The following is a 21,347-nucleotide window of genomic DNA, read 5'->3' on the forward strand; positions in this document are numbered from 1 at the left end:
TCCCTTTATGAAACGTTTTCTTAGCATCGCCATGGCGTTGTGCATCGGCCTGACGATGAGCCTCGACGCCAACGCCAAGCGCTTTGGTGGTGGCAAAAGCGCCGGCGCTGCGCCGTCGCACCAGACCAGCCAGATGGCTCCTTCTTCTCCAGGCATGGGCGGCGCTGCTGCGACCGCTGGTGCTGCCGGTGCCGCGGGCGCTGCGGCCAAGGCCGGCGGTGCTTCGAAATGGCTCGGCCCACTGGCCGGTATCGCTGCCGGTGGTCTGCTCGCTTCCATGTTCATGGGCGGCGGCTTCCAGGGCATGCAGATCTTCGACATCCTGATCATGGCCGTGATCGCGTTCGTGATCTTCCGCTTCATCGCCGCACGTCGACGCAAGCAGCAGGAGCACCTGGCTCCGGCCGGCGCGCCAATGCAGCGTGAAGTGTTCGAGCAGAAGCCTGCCGGCATGGGTTCGATCTTCGGTGGTTCGGCTGCACCTGCTGCCGCCCGTCCGGTGATCAACGCGCCAGCCTGGTTCAACGAGCAGAGCTTCCTTGAAGCCGCACGCAGCCACTTCCAGTCGCTGCAGCAGCACTGGGACGCCAACGAAATGGACAAGATCGCCGAGTTCGTGACCCCGCAAATGCTCGAGTTCCTCAAGCGTGAGCGTGCGGATCTGGGCGACGCGTTCCAGTCGACCTACATCGACAACCTCCAGGTTCAACTGGATGGCGTGGATGACCGTGCCGACAAGACCATCGCCACCCTGACCTTCAACGGTGTGTCGAAGTCCTCGCGCTTCGATCAGGGCGAAGTGTTCAGCGAAAGCTGGAACATGGAACGTCCGCAGGGCGAGAACCAGCCTTGGCTGGTCGCCGGTATCCGCCAGAACGGCTGATCCCCTCGCGCGGTTCACTTGCTGTAATAAAAAACCCCAGCCTCGGCTGGGGTTTTCTATTTCGCGGTTGCATCTATAGCGAGCTACTGTATAAACCGGCCCATATAAACCGCGCCATTCAAGCAAGAGGATCCCGGACGTGGAAGAAATTATCGAACAACTGCGCGAAGCCAACGAACCCGTACCGGTTCCATTGGAGTTGCCTGACGAAGACCAACTGGTGGAAGTCGAAGAAGAACTCTTCATCAACATCCCGTTTGTTTTCAAAGAATTTTTGCTGACCGTCAGCGATGTGGTCTACGGCAGCCTGGAACCGGTAACCGTCACCGACCCGCAGTCGCACACCTATTTGCCGGATGTCGCGGCCAATGCGTGGGACATCGGCGTACCGCGTGACCTGATCCCGATCTGCCAGGACGGTGAGAACTACTACTGCGTCGAAGAAGACGGCACTGTGGTGCTGTGGTCGGGCGAAGAAGAGTTGATCACCGAAGAGTCCTGGGAGTCGGTATGGCACTGGGCGCGGGACGTCTGGCTGGAAAGCTGATCGGCCAGCCGCCCCGGCCGGTCAATGCCCCGACGACTCTTTGTGGTTGTCGAGGGTTTCCAGCAGCGCCACCTGCATCCGCGTGTGCACGCGGATGAACCAGCGCCAGAGCAGCGCCGCCACGGCGGCCGCGACCACGGCGATGAGCATCAGCAACTTGTTGGTCGGCAAAATACTGGCCGACAAGGCTGACAACAGCAGGAAAATCACCAGCAGCGAGAGAATCGGGATCACTTCGGCGATCACCCGGCGCACTCGCTGTGTGTGACGCCCGGCCATCTCGGGTTTCACGCCCATCTCCGCCAGCAGCATCGACAGCGCCTTGAGCTTGCGATACGCGGCGATCAAGAACGGCAACGACACCAGCAACGCCCCGCCCCAGATCAACGCCTTCTGCCAGCTAGGATCGGCGATCCAGTCCTGCAGCCAGGTTGAAAGACGTTCAGCGAAGAATGCGCCGGTAAAGAAAATCGCGATCACCAGCGCCAGATTGACCCCGACTTGCAGCAGGATCTTGCGAATAATCGACGCCAGCATCGCGCCCTCGCCTTGCGGCTGAATGCTGCGCAGCCATTCGCCATACATCCCCAGTACGCGCCCAAGACGCTTGGGCATCGCGCTCGACAGCTTGATCGACAGCGGATCGGCAGCGCGAATCAGGTATGGCGTCAGCAGCGTGGTGATCACCGAAACGGCCACGGCCACTGGATAGAGGAAGTTGCTGGTGACCTGCAAGGTCATGCCCAGCGCAGCGATGATGAAGGAAAATTCGCCAATCTGTGAAAGACCCATGCCCACGCGTAGTGAGGTGCGTCCGTCATTGCCAGCGATAAAAGCACCGAGGCCGCAGGAAAGCATCTTGCCGAGCACCACGGCGACCGTAATGACCGCGATCGGCCACGCGTATTGCAGCAGGATCATCGGGTCGAGCATCAGGCCGATGGCGACGAAGAAGATTGCGCTGAACAGGTCGCGAACCGGCTCGATCAACCGTTCGATTTTCAGCAACTGACGCGACTCGGCCATGATCGCGCCGATCAGGAAGGCGCCGAGCACCATGCTGTATTCAAGTTTGACCACCAGCAGGCAGAAGCCGAAACACAGGCCGAGCACGGTGATCAGCAGCATTTCGTTGCTTTCGAATTTGGCCACATAAGCCAGCAGCCGCGGCACCAGCAGAATGCCGATGACCAGCGCGACGATCATGAACAGCGACAGTTTGCCAACCGTGGAGAACACTTCGCCGGAGCTGACTGTGCCGCTGACGGCGATGCTCGACAGCAGCGCGATGATGCCAATGCCGAGGATGTCTTCAACGATCAGCACGCCGAAGATCAACTGCGCAAAACGCTCGTTTTTCATCTTCAGATCGTTGAGCGCCTTGACGATGATGGTGGTCGAGGAGATCGCCAGAATCGCGCCGAGGAACAGCGAGTCCATGGTGTTCCAGTCGAACCAGCGGCCGATTTCGTAACCGATCCAGATCATCAGGACAATTTCGAGGAACGCCGCAATAAACGCGGTGGCGCCGACCTTGAACAACTTGCGCAGGCTGAACTCCAGCCCGAGGCAGAACATCAGGAAAATCACCCCCAGCTCGGCGAGGGTCTTGATGGTTTCTTCATCATGGATAAGGCCGAACGGCGGCGTGTGCGGGCCAATGATGAAACCGGCGACGATGTAGCCGAGCACCACCGGTTGCTTGAAGCGGTGGAACAACACGGTCACCACACCCGCGACCAACATGATCACTGCCAGATCCTGAATAAAACTGATGGCATGCATGGCGTGGGCTCCTTGATGGACGAGGCTCGCAGTCAGACGTCAGAAAAGTCTGAGCGAGCGAAGTAAAAATCCGCTTTTCGTGTGGGAATTGCCCTTGAGAGGGGCTTTTGCAGGTTAACACCGCGACTTGCGGCTGGAAGGCGGTGCAATATATGGAAACAGATCGATCCCGGCGTGACGGCGGCCCGTCGCCCGGCGTCCCGATAACGGTGCTTTTGAAAAGCGACCAGGCACCCGCAGAGGTGCTTCCAGAATTCAGCCTTGATCCGTGAGAACGTTATGGAACCCGGAAACGCCCAGCTGTCGATGACGGTACTGATGACCCCCGACATGGCCAACTTCTCTGGCAATGTCCACGGCGGCACCCTGCTCAAATACCTCGACGAAGTGGCTTATGCCTGCGCGAGCCGTTATGCCGGCCGTTACGTAGTGACGCTGTCGGTGGATCAGGTGATTTTCCGCGAGCCGATCCATGTCGGCGAACTGGTGACCTTCCTCGCCTCGGTCAACTACACCGGCAATACCTCGATGGAAGTCGGCATCAAAGTCGTCACCGAAAACATCCGCGAGCGCTCGGTGCGTCACACCAACAGCTGCTTCTTCACCATGGTCGCGGTCGATGACCAGCGCAAGCCGGCCGCCGTGCCGCCGCTGCAACCGCAGAACAGTGAAGACAAGCGTCGGTATATGCAGGCGCAGCAGCGTCGGCAGATTCGTCAGGAGCTGGAGAAGCGTTATCAGGAGATCAAGGGCGACGCTTGATCAGCCTTTGGATTGATGTTGTTGGGTCTGTCGCTTTCGCGAGCAAGCCCGCTCCCACATTGGTTTTGTGTACGCCACAGATCCAATGTGGGAGCGGGCTTGCTCGCGAATGGGGGCAACGCGGTCTTACAAACTGATCGCCGTCGCCTCAAACTTCACCCGCGGATGCGCAATCCGATCCTGCGCCCGCACCAGCTGCAGCTCATAACTGGCGCACGCCTGTGTCTCCAGCAACACTTCATGCACCGCCGCCGCCGTGAACTCGAACGCTGCCACCAGGCTATCGCCCAACAGCACCCGCGCCAGAAACAGGCCGGACGTCAGATCGCCCACGCCCACCGGCTGACGCGGAAACGCCAGCAGCGGGCGACGCAGATGCCAGCTGCCTTCAGCCGTCACCAGCAACATCTCAAAGCCATCCGCCGGTTTGCCCGGATAATCCAGATGTTTGACCAGCACCGCTTTCGGCCCACGTGCCAGCAGTGCCCGTGCCATCGCCAGGCAATCGAACAGCGACTGCGGTTTACGCCCGGAAAAGCTGTCCAGCTCCAACTGGTTCGGGCACATGATGTCGGCCACGGCTGCCGCTTCTTCCAACAGGAAGTCGCTGACCTCGGTCGGCACGCTGCAACCCTTCTCCGGATGGCCCATCACTGGATCACACAGATACAGAGCCTTCGGGTTGACCGACTTGATGCGCTCAACGCCGCTGAGAATCGCCCGGCCCTGCGCCGCGCTGCCGAGGTAACCGGACAGCACCGCATCGCAGTTGCCCAACTCGCCAATCGCGGCGATGCCTTCGACCAGCTCGGGAATCTGCTGCGGCGCCAGCACTTCACCCGTCCACTGGCCATACTGAGTGTGGTTGGAAAACTGCACCGTGTTCAGCGGCCAGACGTTGACGCCGACCCGCTGCATCGGAAAAACCGCAGCGCTGTTGCCGGCGTGGCCGAACACCACGTGGGACTGAATGGCGAGCAGATGAGGCGTACGTTTCATTCGGGGCATTCCGTAAAACGATTGAAATTCAAGCCGCGCAGTATGCGACGAAACGCAGCCTGTACGACAGACCGGCGACGCAGTTAAGCTGACGCTATCTTTTGGAGTTTGATGTTGATGCTGACCCTCGAAAACATCTTCGTGCTGATGCTGTTCGCCGTGGCCGGCGCGTGGCTGTGGCACAACCACGGCTTGCGCGAGCGCGCGCTGGCGCGGGTCAAACAGCATTGCATCAACGTCGGCGTCGAGCTGCTGGACGGGAATGTTGCGCTGAAAAAGATCGGTTTGATCAAGGACGCCAACGGTCGCCGACGACTGGCACGGGTCTACAACTTCGAGTTCACCGTGACTGGCGAATCCCGGCATAACGGCACGATTACCCAGTTTGGTGCGCACAGTGCGCAGATCGAACTGGCGCCCTACCCGGCACCGTTCGACGATACGCCGCCGGTGGTTGAGGTACAGCGGCCGCGAGCGGAAGTTATCGAGCTGAGCCAGTGGCGGCAGGAACATACCAAGTGGAAACCCTAAAGATCAAAAGATCGCAGCCTTCGGCAGCTCCTACATGGGACTTATGTACACCCTGTAGGAGCTGCCGAAGGCTGCGATCTTTTGATCTACCCCTCCCGACACCCCGACAAACCCCGCTGCAACACCTCAACATCCAGCGCCTCACCGAAGATCAACTCGATCCGCGAATCCCTCCGCCACTCACTGACCTGCCAATTCAACTCGGCATTATCCAAAGCATTCGCAGACGCCCAGCCCTCCGCGCTGTGGATAACCAGTTTCGCCCGCTGCCAATTGAGGCTGGCCAGCCACTCAGCAATGCGCTGCTTGTTGAATATCTGCCCCGGATGCCAACGCCAGCCAATGCTCCAGCCTCCCTCCTGCGCCTGACTCAGGCAAATCGGCAGCGTCGGATCGCTCCAGACGGCCGGCATCTGCCCTAATCCCTTGGGTACGACCAAGTTATCCACACCGCTGACCGCTTGTGCAGCCAGGCCCGGCAATTCGCTGAGCGATAGTTGCGCCTGTTGCGTCCAGATCAACCGGACTGGCGGCAACTGGCTGGCGATTTTTGCCCGAGCCGGTTCATCGAGATTTTCAGCCTTGTTCAACAGCAACAGGCCTGCGCTTTCCAACGCTTCCCGCTGCGCCGCCGGCAACGCTTTCCCCGCCTCAAGCGCCTGAGCATCCAGCACCAACACACACGGCTGCACCGCCAACACACCCAGCCATGGCGCCTCATTCAATTGCTTGAGTAACTGCGCCGGGTGCCCCAGTCCAGACGGTTCGATAAACAATCGATCGGGTTTGGCCTTACGCAACAAACGTCCGAGGCCGATCTGAAACGGCGCGCCATTGACGCAACACAAGCAGCCTCCGGCCACTTCGCCCAGTGCGATACCATCGGCATCGCTGGTCAACAGCGCGGCGTCGAGGCCGATCTGGCCGAATTCATTGATCAACACTGCCCAGCGTTCGCCCTCCGGCCGCTGGGCCATGAGCTGGCGAATCAGGCTGGTCTTGCCGGCGCCCAAAGGGCCAGCAATGACATGGGTAGGAATGTTCTGCAACATGGCCGGGAGTTTTCTTGGGAGATTCGAAGATGCGTTGGATGGGATGGTCGTTGCTGTTGGCGCTGCTGTCGAGCGAAGCGTGGGCTCAGGCCTGCGTGGTGCACAGTCAGGGCGAGCGGCTCGACGTCAAAGTCTGTCAGCAGAACCGCAACATTCCGCAGAAACTGTTCAACGATGGCTTCTGCCAACCGACGCTGGCCGGGCAGAAAGTCGAGGTGCAGTACGTCGATCAGTGCCCGAGCGGTGCCTTCGGTGTGTGCAGCAACGCGCAAGTCGCCAATATGCCTTATCGCCAGGACATCCACTATTACGGCGTCGCCACCGATGCCGCATATTTAAAGCCGTATTGCGAAGACCAGAGCCAAGGGTCGTGGCTCAAGCCTTAACCGAGCCAGTCGAGGGTCAGTATCAAACGACGCTCGCCAGCGGCCGGTTGCGGTGAGCGATGGATGAGACCGAAGCCTTCATTGCCGTGCCATTTCTCGCCTTTCAATAGCGCAACGTCGCCACTATTGAGTTGCTGGATTTGCGCTTGGGGTTCGGCGTTGGCCTGCCCTAGTTGCTGGCGATCCATCGTCCCCTCCTTCAGCCATTGGCTGCCGACGCCGGCGTACGTGGTAATCAGTCGCACCGGCACGTGATCGACATGAAATCGCGGGCACATGGCTTTATCAAGCACCCGCAGGCGCAGGCCGATGCGCTTGGCGCCCAGCAAACAGGCGAAGGCGCTGACCAGCCATTTCAGGTCAGCGATAAAGCCTTCGTAACCTTCCAGATCACGGAAGCCTGAGGCCAACCCGGTCAGGTCAGCCTCGGCGTCCTCGTTCGCCAGCTCCAGGCATAACGATTCCGCCAAGGGTTCGTTGAGCGACAGCAGTAACTGAGCGAAATCGCTGATGTGCAACGGCAATTGCCGCTGCCACACGGCGAGGTTGGTGTCGTCCTGGAGGATCTTCGTCAACGTTTCAGGTGTCGGCCCTTGGTGCTGATGGCGCGTACGGTTTTGCATGAGTTTGAGGGCGAGCATCAGGCGGCCTCTTCATGCCAAGGGCCGAACGGATCCGCCAACAATCGCCAGCCCTCTACGCCGAGGGCCATTTCTTCATCGGTGAGCAGGCAGTCATCCAGTTCGTCAGAGAGCTGTAGGAAATCGATGTTCTGACCGATGAACACCAGTTCCTGGCGGCAATCTCCTACGCTCGGTATCCAGTTTTCCATGATCGCGGCGGTGCTTTCCTGATCCTGTGGCCACTGGTTTTTCGCTATGAAACGCCACCAGCGCCCGGCAAAACCGTGGCGCATCAAGCCGCCGGCCTGCGACCAGCTACCGGCGTCTGTGGGTTTGCTCGCCAGCCAGAAGAAACCTTTGGAGCGCAGCAGTTTGCCGTTCAGCCATGGGCGATCGATGAAGCTGAAGAAGCGTTGCGGGTGAAAGGGTCTGCGCGCGCGATAGGCGGTGGAAGCGATGCCGTATTCATCGGTTTCCGGAACGTGCTCACCGCGTAATTCCTGCAGCCAGCCCGGTGCTTGCGCGGCTCTGTCGAAATCGAAGCGACCGGTGTTGAGGATCTTCTCCAACGGCACTTCGCCCATGACCATCGGAATGATCTCGGCCTGGGCGTTGAGGCGTTTGAGGATGGCGATCAATTCCTCACGCTCGGGCTGGCTGATCAGGTCGATCTTGCTGATCAACAGCACGTCGGCAAACTCGATCTGTTCGATCAACAGGTCGGTGATCGAGCGCTCGTCTTCCTCGCCGAGAATTTCGCCACGGGAGGCGAGGCTTTCTGCCGCCTGGTAGTCCGGCAGGAAATTCACACCGTCGACTACAGTGACCATGGTGTCGAGACGGGCGATGTCGGAGAGGCTTTGCCCGTGTTCATCGCGGAAGGTGAAGGTTTCAGCGACCGGTAACGGCTCGGAGATACCGGTGGATTCAATCAGCAAATAATCGAAGCGCCCTTCCCGGGCGAGTTTGCTGACTTCTTCGAGCAAGTCTTCGCGTAACGTACAGCAGATACAGCCGTTGCTCATTTCGACTATTTTTTCTTCTGCGCGGTTTAAGCTGACATCACGCTGGACTTCGCTGCCATCGATATTGATCTCGCTCATATCATTGACGATAACTGCGACGCGAAGGCCCTTTCGATTACGTAGTACGTAATTCAAAAGTGTACTTTTTCCGGCGCCCAAAAATCCTGAAAGTACGGTGACGGGCAATTCGGCTGACATTGGATAATCCTCATAGGAAGGCAGCCGATTGACGCTTTTACTAGCGCTTGGCGTTTTGAGGCTTCATACGAGGGTTTCGTTGAAGCTAAACGCTTGAAATCGGCCTGCTCAGGCTCAGTTATTATTTATGTTATAGTATAACAACATTAATAAACCACCCCTGCTCTTGTCCTGAGCGATAAACAGCAGGAAGCTGAGCCCATCCCACACGCGGAATTGGTAATGAAAAATGCGCTGAAATGCTCGTTGTTGAGCCTTGGATTGCTGATTGCTGGCAATGCGTCGGCGCAGTTGCCGACGCTGGCCAGCTGCACACGTAGCGCTAATCTGCTGGCGTGCATCGATGCCGAGGGCAATGCGTATAGCGTCAACACTGTCGGCAATACGCTTTACCTGCGTGGATTTGAAAAGATTGGGCAGCGTTATTGGGCGCAAACCAACAGTCGCTTTGGCCAACTGACATTCTTCACCGGTGTCGCCTCTGATGGCGAAGCGTGGGTTGGCTACACCCGCCGCGTCGGCTGGACGACCATTAATCGCTTCTCCAGCTCGGGCGGCAGCAGTGCGAAATTCACCTGCAGCCGAATCGTCGGCTGCTAAACCTGCGCTTTCTGCTGCTCCTGTCGCCAAGCGAGATAGCTGTCCATCGGTGGATTTTTCTCGAAATAGCGCTGCAATCCCTCAAACAAACCATCCGCCACGGCCTGTTGATGCCGCGCCGTGACCAGTCGCTGACTGTCGCGAACATTGGAAATGAAGCCGGTTTCCACCAGAATCGACGGCACATCGGGCGACTTCAACACGGCAAATCCAGCCTGTTCCACGCGCTTCTGATGCAGCGTGGTGATACCCGCCAAACTGCCCAGCACGGTGTTGCCCAGTTGTAGACTGGCGGCAATGGTCGCATTCATCGACAAGTCGAGAATCACCCCGGCGAGCATTGGATCTTTGTCTTTCAGATTGAGCAGACTGGTAGCGCCAAGTAGATCTGCGCCGTTCTCTCGCTGCGCCATAAAGCGCGCCGTCGCCGATGTCGCACCACCTTCAGACAAGCAATACACAGAGGCGCCGGAGGCTGTCAGCCGTGGCGCCGCATCGGCATGCACCGAGATAAATATGTCGGCTTTATGCTGACGTGCAATCTCCACGCGCTTACGTAAAGGCACGAAGAAGTCGTCATTGCGCACCAGTTTTACATCGAATCCTTTTTCCTTTTTCAGGCGTTTGGCGAGTAGCTGAGCAATGGAAAGCACCACATCTTTTTCCCGCTCACCTTTCGCGCCGACCGCACCGGGATCCTTTCCGCCATGCCCTGGATCGACGACTACGATGATGTCGCGCTTGGGGTGAGCGCCGATCTTGGGTGTTTCACGTGGAACCATTGGGCTTACTGGCGGCGTTTTCGCAGTGACTAAATCCAAAACCAACCGATGACTTTGGCCATCCTGCGGCGCCAAAAGGAAGCTGTTCAGCAGCACTGGATTACTCAGATCGAGAACAATCCGCGTGTCTCCCTGACCAAAAGGCCCGGATCGAATCGACCGGATTACCGTGCCATTCAACGCCAACTCGCTGAAATCCCCGCTCAGATTTGCGCCGGACACATCGATGATCAGCCGTTCAGGAGCACTGAGGGTGAAGGTCTTGTAGCGCACTGGCCCGCTCAAATCGAAGACCAATCGCAACTTCTCATCAGAACGCCAAAGCCGCGCGTTACGAATTTGCGCGGCCGAAACACTGAATGGTAGGGCGAAGGCCGCGCTGGCCAAAATCAAATTGAGCAGATGGCGTCTGTGCATATGAAAACCTGTTCATGAAAAAGGCATCGTGGATCGCATTGTTATAATGTAACATCCAATTCATTCAACACGATGGTTCCGAACATGAATTCGCTGACACTTCCGGATATCGCCGCGCAGTCCGCTCGCCAAGCCTTGCCCCTCGAATGGGTGGGCATGCACGGCATCGCATTACCTGTTTTATTGGAAGGCCAACGCTTGAGTGCGAAGGCTGATGCGGGAGTGAGTCTGGATGACGGCGAGGCTCGCGGGATTCACATGTCACGCCTCTATCTGGCGCTGGAAGCGCTGGAACAGCAGAGCCTTTCCCCTGCTCTGCTGCACCAGGTGCTCAAACGTTTTCTGGATAGCCACGAAGGTTTATCCAACTGCGCCTACCTGAATATTCACACCGACTTGCTGCTGAAAAGGCCTGCATTAATCAGCCCATTGGCAGGTTGGAAATCCTATCCAGCGACCATTTCAGCCAGCCTGAAAAACAAGATGTTCCACGTGGAACTCAAAATAGAAGTGCCCTACTCCTCAACCTGCCCTTGTTCAGCGGCCCTGGCTCGGCAGTTAATCCAGCAATAATTTGTCGACGACTTCGCCAATAAAGCCCTTCAGCATGCAGACATTCTGGCCTGGCTCGGCTCGACCCAGGGCATCATCGCCACACCTCACAGCCAACGCAGCACCGCACAACTGCATGTGCACCTCGACGAATTCATCGACGAGTTACCGCTGAGCGCGATCATCAATGACGCTGAAGCCGCCCTAGGCACCGCCGTACAAACCGCCGTAAAACGCGCCGACGAACAAGCCTTCGCCCTCGCCAACGGGCAAAACCTGATGTTCTGCGAAGACGCCGCCCGCCGACTGAATCTCGCCCTTCGCCGTACACCCGGGGTTAACCAATTCCATCTGCGAGTGATCCACGCAGAAAGCCTTCACGCCCACGACGCCGTCGCCGAAAGCCACTGGCAGCGTGAGCAAGCATGATCCGCTGCCAATCCCTGATCTGGGGCGCACCCGGTCAACCGCTGACCGCGCCCCTCAATCTAGAGCTGGAAAGCGGTAGCCTCACAGCAATCGTCGGTGCCAACGGCTGTGGCAAAAGCAGCCTTCTAAAAGTCATCGCCGGCCTGCAAAAACCTTTGGCAGGCAAAGTCAGCCTGAGTGTTCCACGTCAAAGCGGCTTGTCGTTCCTGCCCCAACAACAGCACCTTGACCGCCAATTCCCCATCAGCCTCGAGGAACTGATCGCCGCCGGTTTCTGGGGACGCCGACTCTCCACCCAACTGCGCGCACAACGCCTGAAAGACGCACTGGAAAACTGGCACCTCAGCGGACTGGAAAACCGCCCACTCATGGCCCTCTCCGGCGGCGAATTACAGCGTGCCCTTCTCGCCCGATTGAGCCTGACCGATGCCCCGGTTCTGCTCCTCGACGAACCCCACGCCGCCCTCGATGAACTCGGTCAACAATTGCTCTGGCAACACATCCATGCCTGGCATAACCAAGGTCGAACCATCGTCGTGGTCTGCCACGACCTCGCCGCCGTACGCCAACATATTCCGCAAACGTTACTGATCAAAAACCGCGAATGCGTATTCGGCGCCAGCGTCGAACTGATCCAGCAAACCCCTCACACGCAGGTGGCCTGATGCTCGCCGTCGCCCACTTATGGCAACCGTTCAACGAGTTCGTGTTCATGCGCCGCGCCCTGCTCGGCGGCCTGGTCTTGGCGTGCAGTACGGCACCACTCGGTGTGTTTTTGATCCTGCGACGGATGAGTCTGATCGGTGACGCCGTCGCCCACGGCATCCTTCCCGGCGCCGCGCTGGGATTCTGGTTCGCCGGCCTGAGCCTTCCCGCACTGACACTCGGCGGCCTCGGCGCCGGCCTGAGCATGGCCGGACTCGCCGCATGGATCACCCGCCGCACCGGTCTGCGCGAAGACGCCAGCCTCGCCGCGATCTACCCGATCTCCCTCGCCAGCGGTGTGCTGATTCTCGGCATCGCCGGCAAACGCCTCGACCTGCTTCATCTGCTGTTCGGCTCAGCATTGGCCGTCGACGGCCCGACCCTCACCGGCATGTTGTGGGTCTCTGGATTCAGCCTGATCGCCATGGCGTTGATCTACAAACCGCTGCTGCTCGACACCCTCGACCCACTGTTCCTGAGAACCGTCAGCCGCCTCGGCCCACTCGCCCACGGCGTGTTCCTGACGCTGGTGGTGCTCAATCTGGTGATCGGTTTCCAGGCCATCGGCGCGCTGATGGTCGTCGGACTGATGATGCTCCCCGCCGCTGCCTCGCGATTCTGGAGCCGCCGCTTACCGATCCTGATCGCCATCGCCGCCGTCATCGGTTGCCTCTCGGTGTGGTTCGGTTTGCTCCTGTCGTTCTACTACTCGCTGCCAAGCGGCCCGGCCATCGTGCTGGTCGCAGGCGTCGGCTATCTGCTGTCGGTGGTGTTCGGGCCGGTTCACGGTCTGCTGCGCCGCCCGCCCTTGCTCACATCCCAATGAGGTGTTTCCCGATGCGCGTTCTACTCGTGTTGTTCAGCCTGATGCTGTCGATGTCACTGTCGGCGGCGGAAAAATTACCGGTGGTGACCAGCTTCAGCATCCTCGCCGACATGGTGCATCAGGTCGGCGGTGAGCATATCCAGATCACCAACATGGTCGGCCCGGACGCCGATGCGCACACTTACGAGCCGACACCGGACGACGCCAAAGCGTTGCTCGGCGCCAAACTGATCATCAAGAATGGCCTCGGTTTCGAGCCGTGGCTGGATCGACTGGTCACCAGCACCGAGACCAAAGCCACGCTCATCAGTGCCAGCCATGGCGTGATTCCACGCTCGCTGGATGAGGACGGCGAAACCGTTCCCGACCCGCACGCCTGGCACAATCTGGCGAACACCGAGTTGTACATCGCCAACATTACCAAAGCGCTGATCGCTGCCGACCCGGCGAACAAGGCCGACTACCAACGCAACAGCCAAGCCTATCTGAAGCAGATCTACGCCCTGCTCGCTGAAGCCAAAAGCAAGCTTGGTTCGCTGCCGCCGGGCAATCGCAAGATCGTCACCAGCCACGATGCCTTCGGTTATCTCGGTCAGGCCTATGGCATCGACTTTATGGCGCCACAGGGTTTGTCCACCGAGCGTGAACCTTCGGCCGCCGAAGTCGCTGCGCTGATCACCCAGATTCGTCAGGCCAGGGTCAAAGCGGTGTTCATGGAAAACATCAAGGACGCTCGCTTGCTCAAGCAGATCGCTGATGAAAGCGGCGCGCACATCGGCGGCACGTTGTACTCCGACGCCCTCGCCGCCAGCGGCCCGGCCAGCACCTTCACCGGCCTGTTCGAATACAACCTCAACACCCTTTATGACGCGCTGAGCAAACCATGATCCGCAAGAATCCTTCAGGCGATTTGCCGCAAATCGCCGAGTCGGCTTACGTCGATAAAACCGCGATCATCTGCGGCAAAGTGGTGATTGGCGAGAACGTTTTCGTCGGCCCCTACGCGGTGATCCGCGCCGACGAAGTGGACGCCTCGGGCGAGATGGAGCCGATCACCATCGGCGCGAATTCGAACATCCAGGACGGTGTGGTGATCCACTCAAAATCCGGTGCGGCGGTGACCATCGGCGAGTTCAGTTCCATCGCCCACCGCTCGATCGTGCATGGCCCATGCGTGGTCGGCGACCGCGTGTTCATCGGTTTCAACAGCGTGCTGTTCAACTGCATCGTCGGCAACGGCTGCGTGGTACGGCACAACTCGGTGGTCGATGGTCGCGATTTGCCGCACGCGTTCTACGTGCCCTCCACCACCCGCATCGGCCCGAACACCGACCTCTCGTTATTCCCACCGGTGAGCGTCAGCGCTTCGGAGTTTTCCGAAGACGTGGCGCGCACCAATGTCGACCTGGTGCGCGGCTACAAAGCCTTGCAGAACGAGTTCTGAACCATGAGCAGCGTGCTGATTCGCAACGCCAGGCTGGTCAACGAGGGGCGCGAGTTTGACGGCGATCTGTTGGTCAGCAACGGGCGCATCGTCAAAATTGCGCGAAGCATTGAAGGTGAAAACGCCTCAGTGGAAATCGACGCCAACGGCCAATGGTTACTGCCGGGGATGATCGATGATCAGGTGCATTTCCGTGAACCGGGTGCGCCGGCCAAGGGCAGCATTCACACCGAGTCGCGCGCGGCGGTCGCCGGTGGCATCACCAGCTTCATGGACATGCCCAACACCAACCCGGCCACCCTCACCCTCGAAGCACTGGCGGATAAAAAGCGTCGGGCGGCGATCAACTCAGTGGCTAACTATGGCTTTCACTTTGGCGTGAGCCGGGACAATCTCGATACGGTGGCTGCGCTCAATCCGTGTGAAGTGGCCGGGGTGAAAGTATTCATGGGCGCGTCGACCGGCAACATGCTGGTGGATGATCCGCAGATCCTTGAGCAACTGTTCGCCGAAGTGCCAACCATCCTGTTGGCGCATTGCGAACACACACCAAGCATCGACGCTAACGCGGCCAATCTGCGCGAGCTGTTCGGCGATCGTATTCCTACCGCCGCTCACCCGCTCATTCGTAGTGCCGAGGCGTGTTGTCGATCCTCATCGCTCGCGGTGGAACTGGCGAAACGTCACGGCACACGCCTGCATGTTTTGCACCTGACCACGGCGCGTGAACTGGCCTTGTTCGAGGACAAACCGTTGACGCAAAAACGCATCACCGCTGAAGTGTGTCTGCATCATTTGTTGTTCGATGACCGCGACTATCCAAGCCTCGGCAACCTGATCAAGTGCAACCCGGCGATCAAGAGTCAAAGTGATCGTGATGCTTTGCGGGAGGCTTTGAACAGCAATCGGTTGGACGTTATCGGCAGCGATCATGCGCCGCATACCTGGGAAGAAAAGCAGCGGCCTTACGCACAGGCGCCGTCGGGATTGCCACTGGTGCAGCATGCATTGCCGGCGCTGATGGAGTTGGTGGCAGATGGGGTTTTGCCGGTCACGACGTTAGTGGCGAAGACCAGCCATCGCGTCGCGGATCTGTTTGCGATTCCGGATCGTGGCTATTTGCGTGAAGGGTATTGGGCGGATCTGGTGTTGGTTGAAGCGCAGAGGCTGGAGGTCGATCGGCAGCCGATTCTGTCGCAGTGCGGATGGACGCCGTTTGCCGGGCGCAGCTTTCGGCATCGGGTGAATGCGACGATTGTGTCGGGGCAGATTGCGTGGCGGGAGGGACGGGTGAACGAGGGGTGTCGGGGGTTGGCGCTGAGGTTTATGCGCTGACTGTTGGGACGCCTTCGCGAGCAAGCTTTGCTCCTACAGATTCACACAATTCCGTAGGAGCAAAGCTTGCTCGCGATGCTTTTTAGGCGCGGGGTTTCACAGCGCCGCAATCCTGGCCGAGCCAAACCGCACGGGTTTCCAGACTGCCCTTCTGGTTGATCCCGATCGCATTGAACGTGCCGTTCGCTACCGTGGTGAATTCACGATCACTGAGGAACGTCGCCACGCCGGTGCCCTGTGCTTTCGGGCAGCTGAAGCGGAATTTCCACTGGTTGCCGGTGCGATCGGTGATCTGCTGTTTGCAGCCCGATTGCGGGTCGGCCAATGGAATGTCGTTGGTCGCCACCTGCTCTGGCGTCAGGCAGGCGCGGATGCCTTTGCCGCCGATATTGATGCCGTTTTTCTCCAACGCCGCGCGCTGTTGCGGGGTCATCTGCCCTTGCAGTTGACCGAGGATCGATTGCACATCCATAGGCTGGTCATCGACCTTGACGTTGCTCGATGTCATTTCCCACAGACCCGGCTGCAGCATCTGCGCCTGAGCAACCACCGGCAAAGCCAAACCCAGACCCAGCGCCAAACCCAGCAGACGAACGTTCATCGAAAAACTCCTGATCAGTAGTGGCCGTTAGACGTCGGCCGATTGCTTCGGTTCATGCACCAATTAAATAGCGACAATCGCGACAGAACATGGTCTGTTAAGCATTGAATCTTCCGGAGCAAGGCTGCCCCATGGATTATTTTGGACCGCACATTTTCGGTTACCTGATCGCCCTGATACACACCCTCGGCTTGATCGCCGCCCTTCACGCGGTGCTCACCGTGCGCACGGCTCAAGGCTCGATCGCCTGGGCATTGTCGCTGATCTTTATTCCCTACCTCACGCTAATTCCATACCTGGTGTTCGGCCGCAGCACGTTTGATGGTTACATCAAGGCACGGCGCCAGGCCAACGAACAAATGCGTCAGGCCATTTCCGAGCTGAACTGGCGCCCTTGGGTGGAAGAAGCCCTGACTGCACGCGCCTCGAATGCCTACGCCTCACTGCGGGCGATGCCCAAGCTTGGGCGCATGCCGTGTCTGGCGAACAACGAAGTGCAGTTGCTGATCAACGGCACGGCGACATTCGAGTCGATTTTCCACGCCATCGAGCAGGCGAAGGAAGCGGTGCTGATCCAGTTTTTCATCATCCACGATGACCGCCTCGGCCAGCGCCTGCGTGATCTGCTGCTGAAGAAAGCTGCCGATGGCGTGACCATTCACCTGCTCTACGACCGCATCGGCAGCCACGCCCTGCCCCACAGTTATGTGCAGGCGCTGCGTGATGGCGGTGTCGAGGTCAAAGCTTTCGCCACGCGCAGCGGCTGGCTCAACCGCTTTCAGGTCAACTTCCGTAACCACCGCAAGATCGTCGTAGTCGATGGCGTGGTCGGTTTCGTCGGCGGGCACAACGTCGGCGATGAATACATGGGCGAAAAACCACCGCTGGCACCGTGGCGCGATACCCACGTCAAAGTCCGCGGCCCGGTGGTGGCGTGCATGCAGGAATCGTTTGCCGAAGACTGGTTCTGGGCCGCACGCACCCTGCCGCCGCTGATCCTGCCGGATGAATACCCCGAAGACGGCGTGCTCTGCCAATTGCTCGCCAGCGGCCCGGCCGATGCGTATGAAACCTGCTCGCTGTTTTTCGTCGAAGCGATCCATGCGGCGACAGAACGGGTGTGGATCACCAGCCCGTATTTCATCCCCGATGAAGCGGTTTTCGCCGCGTTAAGACTGGCGGTGTTGCGCGGTGTCGATGTGCGATTGCTACTGCCTTCGCGCCCCGACCACCGCATCGTCTACGCCGCTTCCAGCCTTTATGCCTTCGAAGCGGTGCGCGCCGGCGTGCGGGTGTTCCGTTACCGTCCAGGGTTTCTGCATCAGAAAGTGGTGTTGATCGACAGCGAGATCAGCGCGATTGGCAGCGCCAATCTGGACAACCGTTCGTTCCGGCTGAATTTCGAAGTGATGTTGCTGACGGTCGACAGTGCGTTCGCCGCCGACGTGGAACAAATGCTTAACGACGACTTCGCGCAGTCTGATGAAGTCGCCAAAGAAGAAAGCCGGGAGATCCACCGCCTGCAACAACTTGGCATGCGGATCGCCCGGCTTATTTCACCGATTCTCTAAAGCCCCCCCTCTCCCTAAGGAGAGGAAAAGGTTTAGGGGTTATAGATGTCGTCGCGTGTCCATGGCAGTTCGTGGCTGCCATCCGGATGTGCTTTCACCGCGAGAATCTGGTGCAGATTGATCCAGCCGCGCGCGAAGGCGTAAGCACAACCGGCCAGGTACAAACGCCAGATGCGCAGCGCCTGATCCGGTACCAGTTTGCCCGCAGCTTCGAGATTGTCCTCGAGCCGTTCGCTCCAGTGATCCAGTGTGCGCGCGTAGTGCAGGCGCAGGCTTTCGACGTCGACAATCTCCAGCCCCGCTTCGCTGATCTCCGCCGAGATCATCGACAGGTGCGGCAGCTCGCCGTTGGGGAATACGTATTTCTCGATAAAGTCGCCGGCGCCGCGTCCCACCGGACGGCCATCCGTGTGTTTGGCAGTGATGCCGTGGTTCATCACCAGACCGCCCTCCTTCACCGCGCCGAACAAGGTTTTGCAGTACTCGGCGAGATTGGCGTGGCCGACATGCTCGAACATGCCGACGCTGACCACCTTATCGAAACGGCCATCCTGCGGCAGGTCGCGATAGTCGAGGAGTTGCAGTTCGACCTGGTCTTCGAGGCCCTCGGCTTTTACTCGCTCGCGCGCCAGTTCCAGTTGTTCCTTGCTCAAGGTGATGCCGAAGACTTTCGCGCCGAATTCGCGTGCGGCAAAACGTGCCAGCCCACCCCAACCGCAACCGACATCCAACAGGTATTCGCCCGGTTGCAAACGCAGCTTGCGGCATAAATGGCGGAATTTGGCTTGCTGCGCCTGCTCCAGGGTTTCGCTGCCCGTTTCGAAATACGCGCAGGAATACGCCATGTCGCTGTCCAGCCAGAGCTGATAGAACGCGTTGGACAGGTCGTAGTGGTAGGAAATGGCTTTGGCGTCGGTTTCCTTGTCGTGCAAGGCCCGCACCGGCTGATTGTCGTCATCGTCACCGAGCAACGCGTTACTCAATTCGTCGCAAACCCGGATGACCTCGCTGATCGAGCCCTCCAGTTCGAGCTTGCCTTCAACGAATGCCGCTCCGAGCGCATCGAGGCTGGGATGGGTGAACTGGGTGACCATCTGCGGGTCCTTGACCACGATGGTGACGCTGGGCGCCGGCCCCAGATTGAATTCATGGCCGTCCCAGAGTCGCAAGCGAAGCGGTAGCTGCAGATTCTGTAAGGCCGGTGGAAGTTGCGCGAGCATGGAAAATCCCCCTTGTTTCAGACCGTCAGATCTGAGGGTAGACCATCCTGAAAAAATAGCAGGCTATCGATTTAATTAGCCAAAACTATCGTTGCAGACGCTCCAGCAAGCCATCCTGAACCCACTGTTTCAACCACGTAACTGCTTGCAGCGGCGCGCCCTCACCATAGATGACTGCTAACGCTTCGCACAGTTCGGAGAAACTCCAGCCTTCGTTTAACAAGCCATTCAGCGCATTCGCTTCAGCGCTGTCCAGACTGCGGTAGTTGCAGACCAAGTCGTGACGCCAGATCACGCAGACCTGGGGTGTTTCGAGTGCAACGCTGTGCGGGAAATCCGCTTCATCCTTTACCGAGCGCCAAATCGCGACGCTGTTGAATTCACACGCCAGCCATTGCAGCGAAGGCGTCGGTTTGAACTGCAAGGTCGGCCACTCTTCCGGCGCCAGTGTCGCCATCGCATTAATCGTCAGCGGCGCGCCGGCCGGGGAATCGAACGCCAGGGTGAAAGCCCATTCGAGTGCGGCCAGTTCCGCCAGCGGCGCACTTTGCTCGGGCACCAGATGCTCGCGGATAAACGCTTCAAAACCTTTACCCAGCCAACGCAGACTGTAATGCGCCGACGGATATTGGCGAATGTACGCGGTGGCGAGCAGATCGAATTCTTCATCGCCCATCCAATAATGAATGGCCGGGAAATCGTGGGTCAGCACTTCCAGCAAACGCGCCGCGTAAGCGTTGTGATAAATCGCCAGGCCAGTACCGACGTCGAGCGTCGGCCCGCCGATCAGGCTGTCGGCCAAGGCGCGATCGGCCGGCGCGGCATCCAGCAGAAACGCTTCGAACGCCAGTTGCCATTCCTTCAAGCGCATTGCTGTCTCCCGGCCAGAACCGTATCACCCAACTCGCGGGCCTTGTGCAGCTCGGCGAGCAGTTCTTCGAACGGCGGGAAATGATCGTCGCGTTCCAGCAACGTCGCCACCGGGCCGATGTGTTCCAGCGTGCGTTGATACAGCGCCCAGACCGGATCGCTCACCGGATGGTCATGAGTATCGATGACGTAATCACCGTAATCGTTGTGCCCGGCCAGATGCAGTTGACGTACTTTTTCTGCCGGCAAACCTTGAATGAATGTCCACGGATCGAAGCCGTGATTGCGCGAACTGACGTAGACATTATTAACGTCGAGCAACAACTCGCAGCCACTCTCCCGGCTCAGGGCCGCGAGAAATTCCCATTCGCTGAACTCGTCCGACGCGGCGCGCACATAGCTGGAGACGTTCTCCAGCACCAGCGGCCGCTGCAAAACATCTTGCACCTGCGCCACACGGCCGGCGATGTATTCAAGGCTTTCTGCGGTATAGGGCAGCGGCAACAAGTCGTGCAACTGATGGGCGTTGCCACGGCTCCAGCACAGGTGATCGGAGACCCATGCCGGTTTGACCCGCTCAGCCAGTTGCTTGAGTTTTTTTAGATAGTCCGGATCGAGGGCATGCGGCCCACCGATGGACAAGGACACACCATGCATCACCAGCGGATAGCGCTCGGCGATGGCGTCCAGGTAGTACAGAGCCTTGCCACCCTGCACCATGAAATTTTCGGAGACCACTTCAAACCAGTCGACGTCCGGCGACTGTTCGAGGATCTGCTGATAATAAGCGCTGCGTAAACCGAGGCCGTAACCCAGGAAAGGAAGCGAAGCGGACATGTCGGACTCCTGCTAAAAGTGGCCGCAGTGGCGTGAACCACTGCGGCGGCACTTGCGGTCAGTTATTCGCCGACCTTGCCACCTGCTTTTTCGCAAGCCGCTTGAGTCATGGCCTTGAAGCCCATGCCTTTGCAAGTGCCCAGACCTTTGCAGGCGTGATCTTTGGTCTTGCAGTCGTTCTGGCCTTTGCAGGCATTGACGCCGTAGCAGTGAACGTTGGCATCAGCAGCCGTAGCGGTAGTCGAAACACCAGCAAACATCGTAGCAGCGGCAAAAGCGAGAGCAGCACCAGCAGCAGCGGTCTTGATAGTCATTTTTGTTGTCCTCGGTCATCGTCAGGGATGTCGGCTGAACGGTTTGTTCAGTC

The 21,347-nt window shown here is 58.9% G+C and carries 23 protein-coding genes and 1 pseudogene; 13 read left to right on the forward strand and 11 right to left on the reverse strand.

Annotation, left to right across the window (positions count from 1 at the left end):
* Positions 1–7 precede the first annotated feature (7 nt).
* Positions 8–883 (forward strand): Tim44 domain-containing protein, encoded by an 876-nt coding sequence (locus KFS80_RS16895; RefSeq protein ID WP_159813197.1) that lies wholly within the window; start codon positions 8–10, stop codon positions 881–883.
* Positions 884–1,022: 139 nt separating this feature from the next.
* A complete protein-coding gene (locus KFS80_RS16900; RefSeq protein ID WP_008078852.1) occupies positions 1,023–1,430 on the forward strand; it encodes an SMI1/KNR4 family protein in 408 nt (135 codons plus the stop codon).
* A 21-nt stretch (positions 1,431–1,451) separates the two neighbouring features.
* On the opposite strand, the gene KFS80_RS16905 is transcribed toward KFS80_RS16900, so the two are convergent.
* On the reverse strand, positions 1,452–3,215 hold the full coding sequence (locus KFS80_RS16905) for a cation:proton antiporter (protein ID WP_053125192.1): 1,764 nt from the start codon (positions 3,213–3,215) through the stop codon (positions 1,452–1,454).
* A 279-nt stretch (positions 3,216–3,494) separates the two neighbouring features.
* On the opposite strand from KFS80_RS16905, the gene KFS80_RS16910 reads away from it, so the two are divergent.
* Positions 3,495–3,977: an acyl-CoA thioesterase gene (locus KFS80_RS16910; protein WP_003229693.1), complete on the forward strand. Its 483-nt coding sequence runs from the start codon at positions 3,495–3,497 to the stop codon at positions 3,975–3,977.
* Positions 3,978–4,103: 126 nt separating this feature from the next.
* Here the strand turns inward: KFS80_RS16910 and pdxY are convergent, their stop codons facing one another.
* Positions 4,104–4,976: a pyridoxal kinase PdxY gene (gene pdxY, locus KFS80_RS16915; RefSeq protein ID WP_053125194.1), complete on the reverse strand. Its 873-nt coding sequence runs from the start codon at positions 4,974–4,976 to the stop codon at positions 4,104–4,106.
* Between the two features lie 117 nt (positions 4,977–5,093).
* Between pdxY and KFS80_RS16920 the strand changes: the two genes are divergently transcribed.
* Complete coding sequence (locus tag KFS80_RS16920) at positions 5,094–5,507, forward strand: DUF3301 domain-containing protein (protein WP_159813311.1); 414 nt, start codon at positions 5,094–5,096, stop codon at positions 5,505–5,507.
* 86 nt (positions 5,508–5,593) lie between these two features.
* Here KFS80_RS16920 and KFS80_RS16925 read toward each other — a convergent pair whose 3' ends face one another.
* Positions 5,594–6,559 carry a CobW family GTP-binding protein gene (locus KFS80_RS16925; protein WP_212545392.1) on the reverse strand — a complete coding sequence of 322 codons (966 nt, stop codon included), beginning with the start codon at positions 6,557–6,559 and terminating at the stop codon, positions 5,594–5,596.
* Positions 6,560–6,588: 29 nt separating this feature from the next.
* Here KFS80_RS16925 and KFS80_RS16930 point away from each other — a divergent pair, with 29 nt between their 5' ends.
* Positions 6,589–6,945, forward strand: a complete 357-nt coding sequence (locus tag KFS80_RS16930; protein WP_212545393.1) for an NADH:ubiquinone oxidoreductase — start codon at positions 6,589–6,591, stop codon at positions 6,943–6,945.
* Here the strand turns inward: KFS80_RS16930 and KFS80_RS16935 are convergent.
* Both KFS80_RS16935 and zigA read right to left on the reverse strand, forming a co-directional pair.
* Positions 6,942–7,586: a DUF1826 domain-containing protein gene (locus KFS80_RS16935; protein ID WP_212545394.1), complete on the reverse strand. Its 645-nt coding sequence runs from the start codon at positions 7,584–7,586 to the stop codon at positions 6,942–6,944. The genes KFS80_RS16930 and KFS80_RS16935 overlap by 4 nt on opposite strands.
* Positions 7,586–8,791 (reverse strand): zinc metallochaperone GTPase ZigA, encoded by a 1,206-nt coding sequence (gene zigA / locus KFS80_RS16940; protein ID WP_212545395.1) that lies wholly within the window; start codon positions 8,789–8,791, stop codon positions 7,586–7,588. The genes KFS80_RS16935 and zigA overlap by 1 nt, the downstream gene beginning before the upstream one ends.
* 222 nt (positions 8,792–9,013) lie before the next feature.
* On the opposite strand from zigA, the gene KFS80_RS16945 reads away from it, so the two are divergent.
* A complete protein-coding gene (locus KFS80_RS16945; protein ID WP_212545396.1) occupies positions 9,014–9,391 on the forward strand; it encodes a glutamine synthetase in 378 nt (125 codons plus the stop codon).
* Here the strand turns inward: KFS80_RS16945 and KFS80_RS16950 are convergent.
* Entirely contained in the window at positions 9,388–10,590 is a 1,203-nt protein-coding gene (locus KFS80_RS16950; protein ID WP_212545397.1) for an N-acetylmuramoyl-L-alanine amidase, read from the reverse strand. The genes KFS80_RS16945 and KFS80_RS16950 overlap by 4 nt on opposite strands.
* An 84-nt stretch (positions 10,591–10,674) precedes the next feature.
* Here KFS80_RS16950 and folE2 point away from each other — a divergent pair.
* From folE2 to KFS80_RS16980, 6 genes and pseudogenes are all read left to right on the forward strand, one after another.
* Positions 10,675–11,571 (forward strand): annotated as a pseudogene (gene folE2, locus KFS80_RS16955) (GTP cyclohydrolase FolE2).
* Complete coding sequence (locus KFS80_RS16960) at positions 11,568–12,236, forward strand: metal ABC transporter ATP-binding protein (RefSeq protein WP_212545398.1); 669 nt, start codon at positions 11,568–11,570, stop codon at positions 12,234–12,236. Before folE2 ends, KFS80_RS16960 begins: the two are co-directional and overlap by 4 nt.
* Complete coding sequence (locus KFS80_RS16965) at positions 12,236–13,102, forward strand: metal ABC transporter permease (protein WP_159813217.1); 867 nt, start codon at positions 12,236–12,238, stop codon at positions 13,100–13,102. Before KFS80_RS16960 ends, KFS80_RS16965 begins: the two co-directional genes overlap by 1 nt.
* 11 nt (positions 13,103–13,113) lie before the next feature.
* Complete coding sequence (locus tag KFS80_RS16970; protein ID WP_212545399.1) at positions 13,114–13,989, forward strand: metal ABC transporter substrate-binding protein; 876 nt, start codon at positions 13,114–13,116, stop codon at positions 13,987–13,989.
* Positions 13,986–14,546 (forward strand): gamma carbonic anhydrase family protein, encoded by a 561-nt coding sequence (locus KFS80_RS16975; protein ID WP_212545400.1) that lies wholly within the window; start codon positions 13,986–13,988, stop codon positions 14,544–14,546. The genes KFS80_RS16970 and KFS80_RS16975 overlap by 4 nt, the downstream gene beginning before the upstream one ends.
* 3 nt (positions 14,547–14,549) lie before the next feature.
* Positions 14,550–15,881, forward strand: a complete 1,332-nt coding sequence (locus KFS80_RS16980; RefSeq protein ID WP_212545401.1) for a dihydroorotase — start codon at positions 14,550–14,552, stop codon at positions 15,879–15,881.
* Between the two features lie 82 nt (positions 15,882–15,963).
* On the opposite strand, the gene KFS80_RS16985 is transcribed toward KFS80_RS16980, so the two are convergent.
* Entirely contained in the window at positions 15,964–16,482 is a 519-nt protein-coding gene (locus KFS80_RS16985; protein WP_034152149.1) for a DUF3617 domain-containing protein, read from the reverse strand.
* A gap of 131 nt (positions 16,483–16,613) precedes the next feature.
* On the opposite strand from KFS80_RS16985, the gene cls reads away from it, so the two are divergent.
* Entirely contained in the window at positions 16,614–18,053 is a 1,440-nt protein-coding gene (gene cls, locus KFS80_RS16990) for a cardiolipin synthase (RefSeq protein WP_053125224.1), read from the forward strand.
* A 32-nt stretch (positions 18,054–18,085) separates the two neighbouring features.
* Here the strand turns inward: cls and cfaB are convergent, their stop codons facing one another.
* From cfaB to bufA2, 4 genes are all read right to left on the reverse strand, one after another.
* Positions 18,086–19,273 carry a C17 cyclopropane fatty acid synthase CfaB gene (gene cfaB, locus KFS80_RS16995; protein ID WP_159813225.1) on the reverse strand — a complete coding sequence of 396 codons (1,188 nt, stop codon included), beginning with the start codon at positions 19,271–19,273 and terminating at the stop codon, positions 18,086–18,088.
* 85 nt (positions 19,274–19,358) lie between these two features.
* Positions 19,359–20,144, reverse strand: a complete 786-nt coding sequence (locus tag KFS80_RS17000) for an HvfC/BufC N-terminal domain-containing protein (RefSeq protein ID WP_212545402.1) — start codon at positions 20,142–20,144, stop codon at positions 19,359–19,361.
* A complete protein-coding gene (gene bufB, locus KFS80_RS17005; RefSeq protein WP_212545403.1) occupies positions 20,135–20,980 on the reverse strand; it encodes an MNIO family bufferin maturase in 846 nt (281 codons plus the stop codon). The genes KFS80_RS17000 and bufB overlap by 10 nt, the downstream gene beginning before the upstream one ends.
* A gap of 62 nt (positions 20,981–21,042) precedes the next feature.
* Entirely contained in the window at positions 21,043–21,294 is a 252-nt protein-coding gene (bufA2, locus tag KFS80_RS17010) for a BufA2 family periplasmic bufferin-type metallophore (RefSeq protein ID WP_053125233.1), read from the reverse strand.
* Positions 21,295–21,347 lie beyond the last annotated feature (53 nt).

Source organism: Pseudomonas rustica, assembly GCF_018336155.1.
Lineage (GTDB): Bacteria > Pseudomonadota > Gammaproteobacteria > Pseudomonadales > Pseudomonadaceae > Aquipseudomonas > Aquipseudomonas rustica.

Bases quoted from the DNA above. Each gene is read 5' to 3' on its own strand.
- KFS80_RS16905 (WP_053125192.1), bottom strand. From the start codon at position 3,215: ATGCATGCCATCAGTTTTATTCAGGATCTGGCAGTGATCATGTTGGTC.
- pdxY (WP_053125194.1), bottom strand. From the start codon at position 4,976: ATGAAACGTACGCCTCATCTGCTCGCCATTCAGTCCCACGTGGTGTTC.
- KFS80_RS16980 (WP_212545401.1), top strand. From the start codon at position 14,550: ATGAGCAGCGTGCTGATTCGCAACGCCAGGCTGGTCAACGAGGGGCGC.
- KFS80_RS16930 (WP_212545393.1), top strand. From the start codon at position 6,589: ATGCGTTGGATGGGATGGTCGTTGCTGTTGGCGCTGCTGTCGAGCGAA.
- KFS80_RS16920 (WP_159813311.1), top strand. From the start codon at position 5,094: ATGCTGACCCTCGAAAACATCTTCGTGCTGATGCTGTTCGCCGTGGCC.
- KFS80_RS16960 (WP_212545398.1), top strand. From the start codon at position 11,568: ATGATCCGCTGCCAATCCCTGATCTGGGGCGCACCCGGTCAACCGCTG.
- KFS80_RS16970 (WP_212545399.1), top strand. From the start codon at position 13,114: ATGCGCGTTCTACTCGTGTTGTTCAGCCTGATGCTGTCGATGTCACTG.
- KFS80_RS17000 (WP_212545402.1), bottom strand. From the start codon at position 20,144: ATGCGCTTGAAGGAATGGCAACTGGCGTTCGAAGCGTTTCTGCTGGAT.
- bufB (WP_212545403.1), bottom strand. From the start codon at position 20,980: ATGTCCGCTTCGCTTCCTTTCCTGGGTTACGGCCTCGGTTTACGCAGC.
- KFS80_RS16985 (WP_034152149.1), bottom strand. From the start codon at position 16,482: ATGAACGTTCGTCTGCTGGGTTTGGCGCTGGGTCTGGGTTTGGCTTTG.
- KFS80_RS16975 (WP_212545400.1), top strand. From the start codon at position 13,986: ATGATCCGCAAGAATCCTTCAGGCGATTTGCCGCAAATCGCCGAGTCG.
- KFS80_RS16950 (WP_212545397.1), bottom strand. From the start codon at position 10,590: ATGCACAGACGCCATCTGCTCAATTTGATTTTGGCCAGCGCGGCCTTC.
- KFS80_RS16910 (WP_003229693.1), top strand. From the start codon at position 3,495: ATGGAACCCGGAAACGCCCAGCTGTCGATGACGGTACTGATGACCCCC.
- KFS80_RS16935 (WP_212545394.1), bottom strand. From the start codon at position 7,586: ATGCTCGCCCTCAAACTCATGCAAAACCGTACGCGCCATCAGCACCAA.
- zigA (WP_212545395.1), bottom strand. From the start codon at position 8,791: ATGTCAGCCGAATTGCCCGTCACCGTACTTTCAGGATTTTTGGGCGCC.
- KFS80_RS16895 (WP_159813197.1), top strand. From the start codon at position 8: ATGAAACGTTTTCTTAGCATCGCCATGGCGTTGTGCATCGGCCTGACG.
- KFS80_RS16925 (WP_212545392.1), bottom strand. From the start codon at position 6,559: ATGTTGCAGAACATTCCTACCCATGTCATTGCTGGCCCTTTGGGCGCC.
- cfaB (WP_159813225.1), bottom strand. From the start codon at position 19,273: ATGCTCGCGCAACTTCCACCGGCCTTACAGAATCTGCAGCTACCGCTT.
- bufA2 (WP_053125233.1), bottom strand. From the start codon at position 21,294: ATGACTATCAAGACCGCTGCTGCTGGTGCTGCTCTCGCTTTTGCCGCT.
- KFS80_RS16965 (WP_159813217.1), top strand. From the start codon at position 12,236: ATGCTCGCCGTCGCCCACTTATGGCAACCGTTCAACGAGTTCGTGTTC.
- cls (WP_053125224.1), top strand. From the start codon at position 16,614: ATGGATTATTTTGGACCGCACATTTTCGGTTACCTGATCGCCCTGATA.
- KFS80_RS16945 (WP_212545396.1), top strand. From the start codon at position 9,014: ATGAAAAATGCGCTGAAATGCTCGTTGTTGAGCCTTGGATTGCTGATT.